Consider the following 16,525-nt stretch of genomic DNA (forward strand, 5'->3'; position numbering starts at 1 on the left):
CGATGAGCCTGCAACTGAGCTTTGCCCAAGCCAGCGCCACCGGCCCGCGGGAGGAAAATCAGGATGCCCTGCGCCTGGTGACACCGGCCCCGGCGCTGGCGGTCAGCAAGGGTTACCTGTTCGCGATTGCCGATGGGGTCAGCCAATGCGCCGACGGCGGTCTCGCGGCCCGTTCGACCTTGCAGGCCCTGGCGCTGGACTATTACGCCACCCCGCAAACCTGGAGCATCGCTCAAGCATTGGACCGCTTGCTGCTAGCGCAAAACCGCTGGTTGCAGGCCAATGGCGGCGGGCAACCGTTGCTGACCACTGTCAGTGCTTTGGTCCTGCGCGGCAGGCGTTTTACCCTGGCCCATGTAGGAGATTGTCGGGTGTATCGCTGGCACGCGGACCAGTTGCAACGCGTGAGTGAGGATCATGTCTGGGACCAACCGGGCATGCAGCATGTGCTCAAACGTGCGCTGGGGCTGGATCAACATCTGGTGCTGGATTTTCTCGATGGCGAATTGCGCTTGAATGAGTGTTTCGTGCTGCTCAGCGACGGCGTTTGGGCGGTGTTGGGCGACACCGCCATTGCCGCTATTCTGCGAGATCAGCCCGATCTGGACAGCGCGGCGCAGACCCTGGTGAATGCCGCGCATCTGGCCGGCAGTCAGGACAATGCCAGCGCCCTGCTGGTGCGGGTCGATGCCCTGGGTGAAACGAGCATTGGCGATGCGCTGATGCATTTACAACAATGGCCATTGCCACCCGCGCTGAAACCCGGTCAATCCTTCGAAGGCTGGCACGTCGAAGGCGTACTCGGCCACAGCCAGCAGTCACTGCTTTACCGGGTTCGCGACGGGCAACAACAACCCTGGCTGTTAAAAACCTTACCCGCTGCGCTGCAAGACGATCACCTGGCAGGCCAAGCGTTGCTGTCGGAAGAGTGGTTTCTCAAACGCGTGGCCGGACGGCACTTTCCTGAAGTCCATGCCGCCAGTCAGCGTCAGCATTTGTACTACGTGATGCGCGAATACTCCGGATCTACGCTGGCAGAACTGCATACGGCTGTAGGTCCACTATCCCTTGTTCAATGGCTGGATGTGGCCGAACGCGTGTTACGGGCGGTCGGCATGCTGCATCGACGGCAGATTCTGCACCGCGATATCAAACCGGAAAACCTGCTGCTGGGTGACGACGGCGAGTTGCGCCTGCTGGATTTCGGCCTCGCGTATTGCGCGGGCCTGTCAGAGGATCAACCTTCTGCCCTGCCTGGAACGCCCAGCTACATCGCGCCGGAAGCCTTTCGCGGAGATGCACCGACCCCACAACAAGATCTGTACGCGGTTGGCGTGACGCTGTACTTCCTGCTGACCGGGCATTATCCCTACGGTGAAATCGAAGCATTCCAGCGACCGCGGTTCGGTGTACCGGTCAATGCCAGTCGTTATCGGCCGGACTTGCCGGAGTGGATTGCGCAATGTTTGGAACGCGCCGTCGCGGCGGATCCAGGCCAGCGGTTTGAAACGGCGGAGGAATGGCTGCTGCTTCTGGAACAAGGCGAGCGCCGCAGTTTGAGCGTCCGTCCCAGACCGCTACTGGAACGCGAACCGTTGAAGGTCTGGCGGACAATGGCATTGGTGTCGTTGCTGTTGAATCTGGTGCTGCTGGTTCTTGTATTTCATGGTTGATACCGAGTCGCGCCCATCGCGAAGGCGGCCTAACAGCCTCATCAAATACATCGGCAAAGCGCTCCATTACCGGGCAACGCGCTTCGATGCGGTGCAAAAAAAATCGATAACGACCTGCAAAAACCCTCTCCCACCCAACAAATCCGAGGTCTGTACGACTTGGCACAACCACTGCATTACCCTTTTCACCATACATAAAGCCCGACCTTCAACGACGAAGGTTGCGCTTCCCGAGAGAACGGGACCAGGACAAAGGCGTCCTCGCTAGGCAACTAGCGGGACGCCTTTTTTGTTTGCGCAAAATTTGTCGAGCCAGACCAGAAGCCCTGATTAGGCGGGTCGCAGCTCCCCGGAGAACCTGATGAAAAAACTAAAACTGGTGATGATCGGCAACGGCATGGCCGGGGTTCGCACCCTGGAAGAACTGCTCAAGCTGAGCAACGAGCTCTACGACATCACGGTCTTCGGCGCCGAACCCCATACCAACTACAACCGCATCCTGCTCTCGCCCGTGCTGGCCGGCGAACAGACCTTCGAAGAGATCGTGCTCAACGACCTCGACTGGTACCTGGACAACAACATCAAGCTGCTGCTCAACCGCAAAGTGGTGGAGATCGACCGGGTCAAACGCCGCGTCATCGCTGAAGACGGCACCGAGGCCGAATACGATCGCCTGCTGATCGCCACCGGCTCGACCCCGTTCATTCTGCCGATCCCCGGCAACACCTTGCAGGGTGTGATCGGCTACCGCGACATCGCCGACACCCAGGCCATGATCAACACCGCCAAGACCCACAAGCACGCCGTCGTCATCGGCGGTGGCCTGCTCGGACTGGAAGCCGCCAATGGCCTGATGTTGCGCGGCATGCACGTGACCGTGGTGCACATCGGTGAGTGGCTGCTGGAGCGGCAACTCGACAAGACCAGCGGCCAGTTGCTGCAAACCGCCCTGGAAGCGCGTGGCCTGCACTTTCGTCTGTGCGAACAGACCCAAGCGCTGCACGACGCCGGCAATGGCCGGGTCGGCTCGGTTGAGTTCAAGAACGGCGACATCATTCCCGCCGACCTGGTGGTGATGGCCGCCGGCATTCGCCCCAACACCGAACTCGCGGAAAAATCCGGCATTCCCTGCAATCGCGGGATTCTGGTCAACGACACGATGCAAACCTACGACCCGCGGGTCTACGCCATCGGTGAATGCGCCAGCCATCGCGGCATCGCCTACGGCCTGGTCGCGCCGCTGTTCGAACAAGCCAAGGTCTGCGCCAATCACCTCGCACAATTGGGCTTCGCCCGTTATCAAGGCTCAGTGACGTCGACCAAATTGAAAGTCACCGGCATTGACCTGTTCTCCGCTGGCGACTTCATGGGCGGCGAAGGCACGGAAACCATCACCCTCTCCGACCCGATCGGCGGGGTCTACAAAAAACTGGTGATCAAGGATGACGTGCTGGTCGGTGCCTGTCTGTATGGCGATACGGCAGATGGCGGTTGGTATTTCCGGCAGATTCGTGAGAACCACGCCATTGGCGAGATCCGCGATCACCTGATGTTTGGTGAAAACGCCCTGGGCGACGTAGGACATCAAGGCCAGGACAAAGCCATGAGCATGGCCGACACCGCCGAAGTCTGCGGCTGCAACGGCGTGTGCAAAGGCACCATCGTCAAGGCAATTCAGGAGCACGGACTGTTCAGTGTCGACGAGGTGAAAAAACACACCAAGGCCGCGAGCTCTTGCGGTTCCTGCGCCGGCCTCGTCGAACAGATCCTGATCAACACCGTGGGCGGCGCAGCAGACGTGAAGCCGAAAAGCGAAAAAGCCATCTGCGGTTGCAGCGACCTCAACCACGGGCAAATCCGCCAAGCCATCCGCGATCAGCATTTACTGACGATCGCCGGGGCCATCAGCTACTTGAACTGGCGCACCCCGAACGGCTGCGCCACCTGCCGCCCGGCGCTCAACTACTACCTGATTTCCACCTGGCCGGGCGAAGCCAAGGATGACCCGCAATCGCGCCTGATCAACGAACGCGCCCACGCCAACATTCAGAAAGACGGCACCTACTCGGTTGTCCCGCGGATGTGGGGCGGTGTGACCAACCCTTCGGAATTGCGCCGCATCGCCGACGTCGCCGACAAGTACAACGTGCCGATGGTCAAGGTCACCGGCGGTCAGCGCATCGACTTGCTGGGGATCAAAAAGCAGGACTTGCCAGGCGTCTGGAAAGACCTCGACATGCCGTCCGGCCACGCCTACGGCAAATCCATCCGCACCGTGAAGACCTGCGTCGGCAGTGAGTTCTGCCGTTTCGGCACACAGAATTCCACGCAGTTGGGCATCGAACTGGAGCATGACCTGTTCAACATGTGGTCGCCGCACAAAGTGAAACTGGCGGTCTCCGGTTGCCCACGCAACTGCTCGGAAGCGGGCATCAAGGACGTAGGCATTATCGGTGTCGACTCCGGTTGGGAGATGTACATCGGTGGCAACGGAGGGATTAAAACCGAAGTCGCCGAGTTTTTCGTCAAATTGAAAACCGCTGAAGAAGTGCGCGAATACAACGGCGCGTTCCTGCAGCTCTATCGCGAAGAAGCCTTCTACCTCGAACGCACCGTGCATTACCTGCAACGGGTCGGCATGGACCACATCAAGAAAGCCGTGCTGGAAGACCCGGAGCGGCGCAAGGCGCTCAATGATCGCCTGCAATTCTCTCTGTCGTTCGAGCAGGATCCGTGGAAGGAGCGCCTGACACAGCCACTGTTGAAAAAAGAATTCGACGTCATCCCCGTGAAAAACCTGGAGGTGCTGGCATGAACTGGCTGGATATCTGCGCACTGGAAGAAATCAACGCCCTGGGTTCACGGATCATCGCCGGCCCCAAAGGTGACATTGCGATTTTCCGTACCAGCGACGATGAGGTTTTCGCCCTCGACGACCGCTGCCCGCACAAGGGCGGGCCGCTGTCCCAAGGCTTGATCTACGGCAAACGTGTGGCCTGCCCGCTACACAACTGGCAAATCGACCTGGAACGCGGCGAAGCCTTGGCTCCGGACATCGGCTGCGCCCATCACCACCCGGCGCGGGTCGAAAATGGCCGAGTGATGCTGGCCCTGCGGGACGCAGGCTGATGGACCGCCAGATCACCGCGTCTACCTGCTGCTACTGCGGGGTCGGCTGCGGCGTGCTGATCGAGCATGACGGCGAGCGCATCCTCGGCGTCAGCGGCGATCCGGCACACCCGGCCAACTTCGGCAAGTTGTGCAGCAAGGGATCAACCCTGCATTTGACCGGCGACTTGACGGCGCGGGCCTTGTACCCCGAACTGCGCCTCGGCAAAGGCCTGGCGCGTGGCCGCACCGACTGGGACAGCGCCCTCGACCACGCCGCCAGCGTTTTTGCCCAAACCATTGCCGAGCATGGCCCGGACAGCGTGGCGTTTTACATTTCCGGGCAGTTGCTGACCGAGGACTACTACGCCTTCAACAAACTGGCGCGAGCGCTGGTGGGCACCAATAACATCGACAGCAATTCGCGGCTGTGCATGTCGTCGGCGGTGGTCGGTTACAAACGCAGCCTGGGCGCCGATGCGCCGCCGTGCAGCTATGAAGACCTGGAATTGAGCGACTGCGTGATGATCGTCGGCAGCAACATGGCCTACGCCCACCCCGTACTGTTTCGCCGCCTCGAAGAAGCCAAATCCCGCCGACCGCAGATGAAAGTCATCGTCATCGACCCGCGTCGTACCGACACATGCGATTTAGCTGACCTGCATCTGGCGATTCTTCCGGGGACCGATGTCGCCTTGTTCCATGGGATTTTGTACCTGCTGCTGTGGGAAGACTGGGTCGACCGCGACTACATCAAGGCCCATACCGAAGGCCTGGCCGAGCTGAAGAGACTGGTGCGCGACTACACACCGCAGATGGTGTCGCAGTTGTGCGGAATCAGTATTGAACAATTGCAGCAATGCGCTGAGTGGGTCGGTACTTCACCGAGTTTTCTGTCGTTGTGGTGCATGGGGCTGAACCAGTCCACCGCCGGTAGCGCAAAAAACAGCGCACTGATCAATTTACACCTGGCGACCGGGCAAATTGGCCGTCCGGGTGCAGGACCTTTTTCATTGACCGGTCAGCCGAATGCCATGGGCGGGCGCGAAACTGGCAGTTTATCCAACTTGCTGCCGGGGCATCGCGACGCCGCCAATGCGCAGCACCGTGCAGAGGTGGCGGCTTACTGGCGCGTTGATCACTTGCCTGAAAACCCGGGGCTGAGCGCCATCGAGTTGTTTGAGCAGGTAAGCAGCGGAAAGATCAAAGCCTTGTGGATCGCGTGTACAAATCCCGCGCAGTCCCTTCCCAATCAGACCGCCGTGCGCGCGGCTTTGGAGACTTGCCCGTTCGTGGTGTTGCAAGAGGCATTCCGCACCACCGAAACCGCTGCGTTCGCAGATCTGCTGCTGCCCGCCGCCAGTTGGGGTGAAAAAGACGGCACGGTCACCAACTCCGAGCGACGCATTTCCCACGTCCGCCGGGCGATCATCGCACCCGGCGAAGCGCGTCCGGACTGGGCGATCACGGTTGATTTCGCACAGTGCCTGGAGAAACGTCTGCGCCCGGACGCGGCCAGCCTGTTTGCCTTTGAAACCCCGGCGCAGGTCTTCGACGAATACAAACAGCTGACGCGCGGCCGCGATCTGGATTTGTCTGGAATCAGCCACGCGCTGATCGACAAAATCGGTCCGCAACAATGGCCTTTTCCTACGGGCTCCAGCACCGGCACCGCCCGGTTGTATCTGGATGGTATTTTCCCGACTGCCAGTGGCCGCGCTCAGTTCGTCGCCGATCCGTATCGCGCCGCCAAGGAACAACGGGATGCACGCTTCCCGCTGACGCTGATCACCGGTCGCCTGCGGGATCAATGGCACGGTATGAGCCGCACCGGCACCGCCGCACAGCTGTTCGGCCATGTCAGCGAAGCCGTGCTGAGCCTGCACCCGGATGAGTTGCGCCGGCATCGCCTGCAATCCGGTGATCTGATCAGCCTGAAAAGCCGTCGAGGCGCAGTGATCGTTCCGGTGGCCAGCGATGACAGCGTGCGACCGGGCCAAGCCTTTTTGCCGATGCATTTTGGTGACCGCTTTCTTAAGGGCGGCATAAACACACTCACGCTCCCCGCCTTCGACCCTTTGTCGAAACAACCGGAGCTCAAACACAGCGGCGTACGCCTTGAACCGGTCCAACTGCCTTGGCACCTTTTCGCGCTGATTGAGGGCGATGTCCAACAGCACTTTGAGACGCTACGGCCCCTTTGCGAGACGTTTTCCTACGTCAGCCTTAGCCTCGTTGGCCGTGAGCGCCCTGCGTTGCTGATACGCGCTGCCAGCGCCACCGCGCCGGACCCTCAACTGCTGCGGGAAATCGATCAATGTCTGGGCCTAAATGACGGACCAGTCCTGGCCTACGACGATCCACGACGCTCCATCGGCAAGCGGGTACGCATCGAAAACGGCCGGATCACCGCGATCCGCCTGGCGGGTGAAACCCTTGCCCGACACTGGCTGCAAAACCTCTGGCTCGAAGGTCGCGCCGATGAACAGCTACGGCGTTGGCTGCTCGCGCCACTAAGCGCTCCGCCGGGCCAGGTCGACGCCGAAGCGGTCGGCAACAAAACCCTGTGCAACTGTAAAAACGTCAGCCAAAGCACGATCTGCGCCGGCATTCGTCGTGGCCTGGACTTGCAAGGCTTGAAGCAAGAGTTCGGTTGCGGCACGCAATGCGGCTCCTGCGTCCCGGAAATCAAGCGTTTGCTGGCCGCCACCGCGCAGCCGCAAGTCGCCATCTCGTGAGGAAAACACTATGAGCGCAAAAGTCTGGCTGGTGGGTGCGGGTCCCGGTGACCCTGAATTGCTGACGCTCAAAGCTGTCCGGGCGTTGAGAGAAGCGGATGTGGTGCTGATCGATGATCTGGTCAACGACGCGGTGCTGGAGCATTGCTGCGGCGCGCGGATTATTCCTGTTGGCAAGCGCGGTGGTTGTCGCTCTACTCCGCAAGCATTCATTCATCGTTTGATGTTGCGTTATGCCCGTCAGGGCAAATGCGTCGTTCGTCTCAAGGGGGGAGACCCTTGCATTTTCGGGCGTGGTGGTGAAGAAGCACAGTGGCTGCGCGAACGTGGAGTCGAAGTTGAGCTGGTCAATGGCATCACTGCCGGGCTGGCTGGCGCGACACAATGCGATATTCCGCTGACCTTGCGCGGCGTGGCACGAGGGGTAACGCTGGTCACCGCCCACACTCAGGATGGCAGCAACCTTAACTGGCAGGCGCTGGCCCAAGGTGGTACGACACTGGTGATCTACATGGGTGTGGCGAAGCTCAGCGAGATCCGTGAGCAACTGCTGGCTGGCGCAATGGCAGCCGATACGCCGGTAGCGATGATTGAAAATGCATCGTTGCCGCATCAACGGGAATGTCGGAGCAGCCTGATGGCAATGGAAGAAGATGCCTGTGCCTTCGATTTGAAAAGCCCGGCCATCCTGGTGATTGGCGCGGTCGCAGACAACTCCACGTCCTCCTGTGGGAGCGAGTCTGCTCGCGAAGAGGCCCTGTCCGTCAACATCAATGTCGGATGCCAACGCGCCTGATACGTCCCTCCTCACCAAATCGCAGACAAAGAAAAGCCCGGCCTAAGCCGGGCTTTTCTCGGAGCTACAGGCTAATTACTTAGCGTGAGCTTCAACCTGCGCTTCTACGCGACGGTTTACAGCGCGACCTTCAGCGGTTTTGTTGTCAGCAACTGGGCGGGATTCGCCGTAGCCAACAGACTGAACGCGCGACGATTCAACACCGTACTGGCTGGTCAGAACTTGCTTAACGGCGTTTGCACGACGCTCAGACAGTTTCTGGTTGTAAGCATCAGGACCGACGTTGTCAGTGTGACCTTCAACAGTGGTGCTGGTGGCTGGGTACTGCTTCATGAAATCAGCCAGGTTCTTGATGTCAGCGTAGCTGTTTGGCTTGACTACCGACTTGTCGAAGTCGAATTTCACGTCCAGCTCAACACGAACAACTTCAGCAACTGCCGGGCAGCCATCAGCGTCAACAGTTACGTTGGCTGGAGTGTCTGGGCACTTGTCAACGTTGTCGCACACGCCATCGTTGTCGCTGTCGGAGCAAACTTCTGGAGCAGCAGCAACTGGAGCAGGCTTGTTGCCGCCACCGAAGTTCACACCCAGACCGATGGAAGGAATGTAGTCCCAACGGCCGTTGTCCAGCTTGTAGTCAGCTTCTACGCCAGCACGGGCGAAGACGTTTTCTACGAAGTACCACTTAACACCAGCGCCAGCAGTCAGGAAAGTCGACTGGTCACGGCCGGAGTGGCCATCATCACGTACGTTGGTCATGCTGCCGTGCTTAACACCACCTTGAACGTAAGGACGCAGAGCGTCGCCAGCGTTGTTGAAGTGGTACTGACCGTTCAGACCGAAACTGTCGCCTTCGATTTTCTGATTGCCAGTGTTGTTTTCCGAACGGGTGTAGTCTTCAGCGTTGTACGTGAAGTTGATCGATACATCGTCGGTCAAGAAGTAACCGATGGAGGCGCCAGGAGTGTAACCATCTTGAACGTTGTCAACGCTGTCGTTGTACTTCTTCCCGTAGTTAAGCTCGCCTTCAAAAGCGCCTTGGCCTTGTGCCAGAGCGCCGAAAGAAGTAGCGGCAATAAGAGTACCAATGGCCAAGCCCAAGGTGTTTTTCAGTTTCATCCGTTAAATCCCCATCTGGTGATTGTAAAGCAGTCCCTCAAACCGGGGGACAACTCGGCGGCTAGTCTATCAGAACTAGCCTACACGTAAGAGATATTTGCGCTGAACTAAGTTTCAGCACTGCCTGCAAATTTCTCACGCAATTTATCGAGAGCGCGTTTGTACCGCATTTTTGTTGCGCTCAATCCCATGTGCATAATATCCGCGATCTCCTGAAATTCCAGCTCTGCGACAAATCGTAGCACCAAAATTTCACGGTCAATCGGGTTTACATACACAAGCCAGCGATCAAGTCCACCCTTATCCTCAGGTTTCGGCATCTTCTCTTCAGATGCTTCCTCGAGAGGGTCAAGACTCAAGGCGTCCATCAAACGACGCTTTCGCCGCTCCTTTCGATACTGTGTGATGCATTCGTTGTAGGTGATGCTGTACAGCCATGTCTTGAACTTCGATTTCCCTTCAAAGTTCTTCAAGCCATACAACACCTTCAGCATCACTTCCTGACAGACATCGTCTGCGTCGCGATCGTTCCCAAGGTATCGAGCACAGACGTTAAATAATGTTCGCTGGTAACGCCGCATCAGTTCTTCATAGGCGCGCGTTACGTGAAACAGCTCGGTATGCGAGCGCGCGACCAACTCCTCATCAGAGAGCTCGCGGGGGTCGTAGCGCGTGGAGAGCGATTGAGCTTTATTCAAAACAAGTCGGGCCGACAGTCAGGTCAATGTCCGCCGCAGCCCTTTCAGGGCATTTTGCGGCGGCATACGTTAGCAGGGTTTGCCGGGTTAGCGGCTACTCACATGCTGCTCCAGGAGAATCCGATTCGAGAGAGAGACTAGCTCACCCTCATCGGTCAGCAATGTAGTTTTAACCGTGCCGATCTCTTCGATCTGCCCCTCAACCTCACCAACACGCACTTGTTGCCCAACCTGATATAGCTCACGCACATAGATTCCCGCAAGAATCTGACCGGCGATTTCCCGGCTTCCCAACCCCATGGCCAGCGCAACCGCCAGACCAACGGTAATCAATACGATGACGATCACATGGTTGAGCAGGTCAGTCTTGACCTCCAACTGGCTGATCGCAACCGAAATGCTGATGATAATCACCAGCCCCTGCGCAATTCGTCCCAATCCTGAAGCGTAGTCCAGTCCTACACCTTCTGCTGCGCCACGCACCAATCCATTGGCCAGCTGCGCCAGCAAAACACCCACCAGCAACACCAGCGCCGCGCCGAATACCTTCGGCAAATACAGAGCTAACATATCCAGCGTAGCTGAAACTCGCTCAAGTCCAAGGGATTCTGCGGCAGAAACCAAAAAAATTAGCAGAACGAACCAATAGACAATTTTTCCGATCAGGGTCGAGATCGGAACTTGAAGCCCGGCGCGGGATAGCAACTTAGTCAGCCCGGTACCGCCCATCAGGCGATCGAGCCCCAGCTTGGCGAGCAGCTTGGACAATAAAGTGTCCAAAAGTTTCGCCACGACGAAACCCAACAGCAGCACGACCAGTGCGCCGAACAGGTTCGGAATGAAGTTCGCAACCTTGGTCCATAACGCAGTCATTGCAGTGACGAGACTCTGAGTCCAGAGATCAAGTTCCATATTAATCAGCCTTATCAGCAGTGCGAACGGTAGGTTTACGGTGACGGGATACCGGCGAGACGTGGGCCGAGCCATTATTGAGGGCAATCATCAGCGCAGGCAACCAGCGCCCCAGCAGGCTGAACAGATCACCGGCGCCGACCTGGCGGTTGGCGGTTTTCAGTACACGCCCAAGGCACGCATCATCGTCCCGGGTGGAGGGTGATGCATTGAGCATGTCACGCAAAGACTGTTCAAACGGATCGTGCATACGCACCTCTCGTGATGTCTGTGAAAGACGCGGTCAAATTTGCTCGGGTCACATGACTTATCCTCAGACCCAGCGCAAACGTCGAAATAACCACCACTGCCCGAGTGCCACCGAGACCATCATCAGGCACGCAATCAGGAAGCCATAAGGGTTGGCAGAGAACGGAATGCCACCCACGTTGATCCCCAAAAGACCGGTCAGAAAACTCATCGGCAAAAAGATCCCGGTGATGATCCCGAAACGGTACATCGTGCGGTTCATGCGCACGCTCAAGCGTCTGTCTTCAGCCTCAAGGACCAGCCCCACCCGCTCCCGGGTCAATTCCAGCTCCTCAAGATAGCGGGTCAGGCTGTTGTTCAATTCGTTCCAGTAATCGCCATCGTCGTCGACAAACCAGGGCAGTTTTATACGCGTCAGTTGCCCAAAAATATCCCGTTGAGGTGCAAGGAAACGTTTCAGCGCCGCCGCCCTGCGACGGATCTGCAAAATGGCGCCGTGTTCGGGAGTATACCGCTCGTCGGTATCCAGTTTTTCTTCTTCCTCATCGACCACTTCCGAGAGGCAACTGACCAGATCCTGCACTTTGTTGGTGAGGTACTGCGCCATATACAGGACGAGTTCGGAGGCGGTTTTCGGCCCTTTGCCATCGGTGAGCTGCACCAGCAATTCATCGGTTGCGCGCAAGGGCCGCAGACGCAAGGAGATAACTCGCTGGGCTGAGGCGAAGATGCGCACCGAGACCATGTCTTCCGGCTCTGCGCCGGGATTCAGGTTGACCCCGCGCAGAAACAGCAACAGTTCAGCGTCCGGCAAGGGCAACAGACGTGGCCGGGTGTTTTCTTCGAGTAAAAGATCACAGCTGAATTCACTCAGACCGCTGGATTTACGCAGCCAGGTCTGAGTTTGCGGATGACTGCGATCCCAGTGCAGCCACAGGCTTTCATGGGCCTGCAGCTGCAAGTCATCGAGCTCAGTCCGGGCTATCGAACGCGCACCGCCTTTTCCGTCCAGCACCAGGGCATGCACCAGGCCCCACTGCGCGTTTTCTTCCTCGAACATCCGCATCCCTTTGTTGGTTTCTGTTTATTCAGGCATTTTCAACGGGCTTGGCGAGATGATGACACCGTTGTTGTCCGCATAGATGTAATGGCCTGGATGGAACGTCACGCCCGCAAATGTCACCGCTACGTTGAGATCGCCGATCCCGCGCTTGTCGGTCTTCATCGGATGGCTGGCCAGGGCCTGAACGCCCAGGTCGGTTTGCGCAATGACGTCGACGTCACGGATGCAACCGTAGATCACCAGCCCCTCCCAACCGTTTTTCGCGGCTTTCTCGGCGATCATGTCGCCCAATAGCGCACGACGCAGCGAACCGCCACCATCGACCACCAACACCTTGCCATTGCCCTTGAGCTCGGCTTGTTCCTTGACCAGCGAGTTGTCTTCGAAGCACTTGATGGTCACGATTTCGCCGCCGAAAGAATCACGGCCACCAAAATTGCTGAACATCGGTTCCAACACCTGCACCAGCTCCGGATAGGCGTCGCACAGGTCAGGCGTGAGGTAATGGTTCATCGAGAAACTCCTGTAAAGAGGAAGACAATCGAGGGTGTCGAACGTGACCAAAATAGCTCAATGCGTCATATCTTAGCCGCTAGCCGAACAGAGCGGAATGCCCTTGTTAGAGCACCTGCATCAAACTGCGGTCGCCCGATCCGGCTTGTCGCCCATCAAGGGCGTCTGTTGTTCAGCCAACCAACGCGCCACCAATGGCCAGACTTCGGCTTGAGCGGCTTTGCTGACGAGCATTTCAACGTGACCAAAATTGTCGCCAAAACCCTGCTCGCGACCAAGTTCTACGAACTGTTTGTGCTCAGAACCTATCTGGTCGAACAGTTTGCGGCACGCCCACGTCGGGTCCTGATGATCACCCACCGCGCTTACGGCCAACACCGGCATCGCAACATTGGCCAAGCCGGCCCACCAGTCCTTGTCGGCATCACCAAAACGCCCGAACAAGCCGTACCAGCGCATGCTTTCCAGGGCCAGGCCAATCGGCTCGTCCTCCGGGCCGCGCTTGAGCCGGGATCCCGACAGCTGTGCAAAGCGTTTGAGAATAAAACGCCCGCTCCATTCCACCGGTGGAATTTTCAATGGCCAGTAAGTCCGGCTGACCTGCGCACCAAAGAACGCCGCAGACGCCACCACAGGCTCGCCGATGTACTCACCGCCCAATGCCGCTGCCAGCGTGATACCGCCCAGTGAGTGACCGATCCAGTGCGGAATCTGGCCACTCTGTTCACGTACGAACGCGCCAATGGCTGGCAGATCGTAACGCGCGTAGTCGGCGACACGGTTCTTGCGGTAGTTCTGGTTACGCTGGGACAGGCCATGGCCGCGCATTTCCGGGATCCATACGTCGAATCCCAGACGCGTAAGGTAAGCGCCCAACCCCAGCCCTTTCGGGGAAAACCAGAAGCGCCGATTGGAAAAACTGCCGTGCAACAGAATCAGCGGCACACCGCGCCCCACCGCTCCATCGGCCATGCCCAATCGGGTAACGGCCAGCTCGACACTAGGGTCCGGGCTATTGGCCGGTTTCAATCGATAAACATCTTCGCTCAGATCGCCGCGCCGCTCGGCGCTGATCAGGGCGACAGGAAATAGGTTGCTGCTGCTTTGCATAATGCTCTTGCACAAAAAAGGGCGGCATCCAAGCCCGCCCTACTCAAATTAAAGCCCCGGCCGCCTGACCGGGGCTTCATTCACATCACGCCTGCGCCTGACCTTCAGCCAGGAAGAACCAGGTTTCCAGTACGGAATCGGGGTTCAACGAAACGCTTTCGATGCCCTGCTCCATCAGCCACTTGGCAAGATCAGGGTGGTCCGAAGGACCCTGACCGCAAATGCCGATGTACTTGCCAGCCTTGTTGCACGCGGCAATGGCGTTGGCCAGCAGCTTCTTGACCGCCGGATTACGCTCATCGAACAGGTGCGCGATGATCCCGGAGTCACGGTCCAGGCCCAGCGTCAGCTGAGTCAGGTCGTTGGAACCGATCGAGAAACCGTCGAAGAATTCGAGGAACTCTTCAGCGAGGATCGCGTTGGACGGCAGTTCGCACATCATGATGATGCGCAGACCGTTTTCGCCGCGAGCCAGACCGTTTTCGGCCAGCAGATCGATCACTTGGCTGGCTTCGCCCAGGGTACGGACGAACGGCACCATGATTTCGACGTTGGTCAGGCCCATCTCGTTGCGCACACGCTTGAGGGCACGGCACTCGAGCTCGAAGCAGTCACGGAACGATTCACTGATGTAACGCGAAGCGCCACGGAAGCCCAGCATCGGGTTTTCTTCTTCCGGTTCGTAGAGCTTGCCGCCGATCAGGTTCGCGTATTCGTTGGACTTGAAGTCCGACAGACGCACGATGACCTTTTTCGGCGTGAACGCTGCAGCCAGGGTGCTGATGCCTTCCACCAGTTTGTCGACATAGAAGTCGACCGGATCGTTGTAACCGGCGATGCGCTTGTCGACGCTGTCCTTGATGTCCTGCGGCAGACCGTCGTAGTTCAACAGCGCTTTGGGGTGAACGCCGATCATGCGGTTGATGATGAATTCCAGACGGGCCAGGCCCACACCGGCGTTCGGTAGTTGCGCGAAGTCGAAGGCGCGGTCCGGGTTACCGACGTTCATCATGATCTTGAACGGCAGGTCCGGCATGGCATCGACCGAGTTTTTCTTGATGTCGAAGCCCAGTTCGCCTTCGAAGATATAACCAGTGTCGCCTTCAGCACAGGAAACAGTCACGCCCTGGCCGTCTTTCAACAGCTGGGTGGCGTTGCCGCAACCGACTACGGCCGGGATGCCCAGCTCGCGTGCAATGATCGCCGCGTGGCAAGTACGACCGCCACGGTTGGTGACGATGGCGCTGGCACGCTTCATGACCGGTTCCCAGTCCGGGTCGGTCATGTCAGAAACCAGAACGTCGCCCGGCTGGACTTTGTCCATCTCGGACACGTCCTTGATGATGCGGACCTTGCCGGCGCCGATGCGCTGGCCGATGGCGCGACCTTCAACCAGCACGGTGCCGGTTTCTTTCAACAGGTAACGCTCCATGACGTTGGCCTGGGTACGGCTCTTCACGGTTTCAGGGCGGGCCTGAACGATGTAGAGCTTGCCGTCGTCGCCGTCTTTGGCCCATTCGATGTCCATCGGGCACTTGTAGTGCTTCTCGATGATCATCGCTTGCTTGGCCAGTTCGCTGACTTCGGCATCGCTCAGGCAGAAACGAGCGCGATCCGCCTTGTCGACGTCGATGGTCTTGACCGATTTCCCGGCCGTGGCGACTTCGCCGTAGATCATCTTGATGGCTTTGCTGCCCAGGTTGCGGCGCAGGATGGCTGGGCGACCAGCGGCCAGCGTGCCTTTGTGGACGTAGAACTCATCCGGGTTCACCGCGCCTTGTACGACGGTTTCACCCAGGCCGTAGGCGCCGGTGATGAACACGACGTCACGGAATCCCGATTCGGTATCAAGGGTGAACATCACGCCGGCGGTGCCGGTTTCGGAGCGGACCATGCGCTGAACGCCAGCCGACAGAGCCACCAGCTTGTGGTCAAAGCCCTGGTGCACGCGATAGGAAATCGCACGGTCGTTGAACAGCGAAGCGAACACCTCTTTGGCGGCGCGAATGACGTTTTCGACACCACGGATGTTCAGGAAGGTTTCCTGCTGACCGGCGAAAGAAGCGTCCGGCAAGTCTTCGGCGGTAGCGGAGGAACGCACGGCCACGGCCATGTCAGGGTTGCCGGCCGACAGCGTGGCGAACGCGGTGCGGATCTCGGCGTTGAGCTTCTCGGGGAACTCGGCTTCCATGATCCATTGACGGATCTGGGCGCCGGTACGGGCCAGGGCGTTGACATCGTCGACATCCAGGGCGTCGAGGGCGGCGTGGATCTGATCGTTGAGGCCGCTCAGCTCCAGAAAATCACGATAAGCCTGAGCTGTCGTGGCGAAGCCACCGGGCACCGATACACCGGCACCTGCAAGGTTACTGATCATCTCGCCCAGGGATGCGTTCTTGCCCCCTACGTGCTCCACATCATGGACGCCGAGCTTATCGAGGGAAACTACGTACTCTACCAAGGTGATCTCTCCACTAACTGTGTTGGAAACGCTCAGAAGCCGGCTGCTCGGGGGAGCATTTGCCAGCTGTATGGCCTGGACCTGG

The 16,525-nt window shown here is 58.6% G+C and carries 13 protein-coding genes; 5 read left to right on the forward strand and 8 right to left on the reverse strand.

Annotated features, from left to right (window positions below):
• Positions 1–2: 2 nt before the first annotated feature.
• The 5 genes from AC3ISI_RS19905 to cobA all read left to right on the forward strand — a co-directional run bounded on the left by AC3ISI_RS19905 (position 3) and on the right by cobA (position 8,315).
• Positions 3–1,673, forward strand: coding sequence for a bifunctional protein-serine/threonine kinase/phosphatase (locus AC3ISI_RS19905; RefSeq protein WP_489333451.1), 1,671 nt, complete (start codon positions 3–5; stop codon positions 1,671–1,673).
• Between the two features lie 361 nt (positions 1,674–2,034).
• Positions 2,035–4,488, forward strand: coding sequence for a nitrite reductase large subunit NirB (gene nirB / locus AC3ISI_RS19910; RefSeq protein ID WP_489333452.1), 2,454 nt, complete (start codon positions 2,035–2,037; stop codon positions 4,486–4,488).
• Positions 4,485–4,802, forward strand: a complete 318-nt coding sequence (gene nirD / locus AC3ISI_RS19915; RefSeq protein ID WP_489333453.1) for a nitrite reductase small subunit NirD — start codon at positions 4,485–4,487, stop codon at positions 4,800–4,802. The genes nirB and nirD overlap by 4 nt, the downstream gene beginning before the upstream one ends.
• Positions 4,802–7,519: a nitrate reductase gene (locus AC3ISI_RS19920; protein ID WP_489333454.1), complete on the forward strand. Its 2,718-nt coding sequence runs from the start codon at positions 4,802–4,804 to the stop codon at positions 7,517–7,519. The genes nirD and AC3ISI_RS19920 overlap by 1 nt, the downstream gene beginning before the upstream one ends.
• Positions 7,520–7,529: 10 nt before the next feature.
• Complete coding sequence (gene cobA / locus AC3ISI_RS19925) at positions 7,530–8,315, forward strand: uroporphyrinogen-III C-methyltransferase (protein WP_489333455.1); 786 nt, start codon at positions 7,530–7,532, stop codon at positions 8,313–8,315.
• Between the two features lie 75 nt (positions 8,316–8,390).
• On the opposite strand, the gene AC3ISI_RS19930 is transcribed toward cobA, so the two are convergent.
• From AC3ISI_RS19930 to ppsA, 8 genes are all read right to left on the reverse strand, one after another.
• Entirely contained in the window at positions 8,391–9,434 is a 1,044-nt protein-coding gene (locus AC3ISI_RS19930; RefSeq protein WP_489333456.1) for an OmpA family protein, read from the reverse strand.
• Between the two features lie 107 nt (positions 9,435–9,541).
• The gene (gene sigX / locus AC3ISI_RS19935) at positions 9,542–10,132 is read right to left on the reverse strand and encodes an RNA polymerase sigma factor SigX (protein WP_033049026.1); all 591 of its coding nucleotides are present in this window, start codon (positions 10,130–10,132) and stop codon (positions 9,542–9,544) included.
• 87 nt (positions 10,133–10,219) lie between these two features.
• Positions 10,220–11,044, reverse strand: a complete 825-nt coding sequence (locus AC3ISI_RS19940) for a mechanosensitive ion channel family protein (RefSeq protein WP_008048604.1) — start codon at positions 11,042–11,044, stop codon at positions 10,220–10,222.
• A 1-nt stretch (position 11,045) separates the two neighbouring features.
• Positions 11,046–11,294 (reverse strand): hypothetical protein, encoded by a 249-nt coding sequence (locus AC3ISI_RS19945; protein ID WP_007944521.1) that lies wholly within the window; start codon positions 11,292–11,294, stop codon positions 11,046–11,048.
• Positions 11,295–11,357: 63 nt separating this feature from the next.
• Positions 11,358–12,353: a zinc transporter ZntB gene (locus AC3ISI_RS19950; protein ID WP_489333457.1), complete on the reverse strand. Its 996-nt coding sequence runs from the start codon at positions 12,351–12,353 to the stop codon at positions 11,358–11,360.
• 24 nt (positions 12,354–12,377) lie between these two features.
• A complete protein-coding gene (gene rraA / locus AC3ISI_RS19955; protein ID WP_027922555.1) occupies positions 12,378–12,869 on the reverse strand; it encodes a ribonuclease E activity regulator RraA in 492 nt (163 codons plus the stop codon).
• Between the two features lie 120 nt (positions 12,870–12,989).
• A complete protein-coding gene (locus AC3ISI_RS19960) occupies positions 12,990–13,979 on the reverse strand; it encodes an alpha/beta fold hydrolase (RefSeq protein WP_489333458.1) in 990 nt (329 codons plus the stop codon).
• Between the two features lie 85 nt (positions 13,980–14,064).
• Positions 14,065–16,440, reverse strand: a complete 2,376-nt coding sequence (gene ppsA / locus AC3ISI_RS19965) for a phosphoenolpyruvate synthase (protein ID WP_489333459.1) — start codon at positions 16,438–16,440, stop codon at positions 14,065–14,067.
• Between the last annotated feature and the right edge of the window lie 85 nt (positions 16,441–16,525).

The organism is Pseudomonas sp. GL_139_B (assembly GCF_057834475.1).

Coding starts and splice junctions, on each gene's coding strand:
- cobA (WP_489333455.1), top strand. CDS start 7,530: ATGAGCGCAAAAGTCTGGCTGGTGGGTGCGGGTCCCGGTGACCCTGAA.
- AC3ISI_RS19920 (WP_489333454.1), top strand. CDS start 4,802: ATGGACCGCCAGATCACCGCGTCTACCTGCTGCTACTGCGGGGTCGGC.
- rraA (WP_027922555.1), bottom strand. CDS start 12,869: ATGAACCATTACCTCACGCCTGACCTGTGCGACGCCTATCCGGAGCTG.
- AC3ISI_RS19930 (WP_489333456.1), bottom strand. CDS start 9,434: ATGAAACTGAAAAACACCTTGGGCTTGGCCATTGGTACTCTTATTGCC.
- AC3ISI_RS19960 (WP_489333458.1), bottom strand. CDS start 13,979: ATGCAAAGCAGCAGCAACCTATTTCCTGTCGCCCTGATCAGCGCCGAG.
- nirB (WP_489333452.1), top strand. CDS start 2,035: ATGAAAAAACTAAAACTGGTGATGATCGGCAACGGCATGGCCGGGGTT.
- AC3ISI_RS19940 (WP_008048604.1), bottom strand. CDS start 11,044: ATGGAACTTGATCTCTGGACTCAGAGTCTCGTCACTGCAATGACTGCG.
- nirD (WP_489333453.1), top strand. CDS start 4,485: ATGAACTGGCTGGATATCTGCGCACTGGAAGAAATCAACGCCCTGGGT.
- AC3ISI_RS19905 (WP_489333451.1), top strand. CDS start 3: ATGAGCCTGCAACTGAGCTTTGCCCAAGCCAGCGCCACCGGCCCGCGG.
- AC3ISI_RS19950 (WP_489333457.1), bottom strand. CDS start 12,353: ATGTTCGAGGAAGAAAACGCGCAGTGGGGCCTGGTGCATGCCCTGGTG.
- AC3ISI_RS19945 (WP_007944521.1), bottom strand. CDS start 11,294: ATGCACGATCCGTTTGAACAGTCTTTGCGTGACATGCTCAATGCATCA.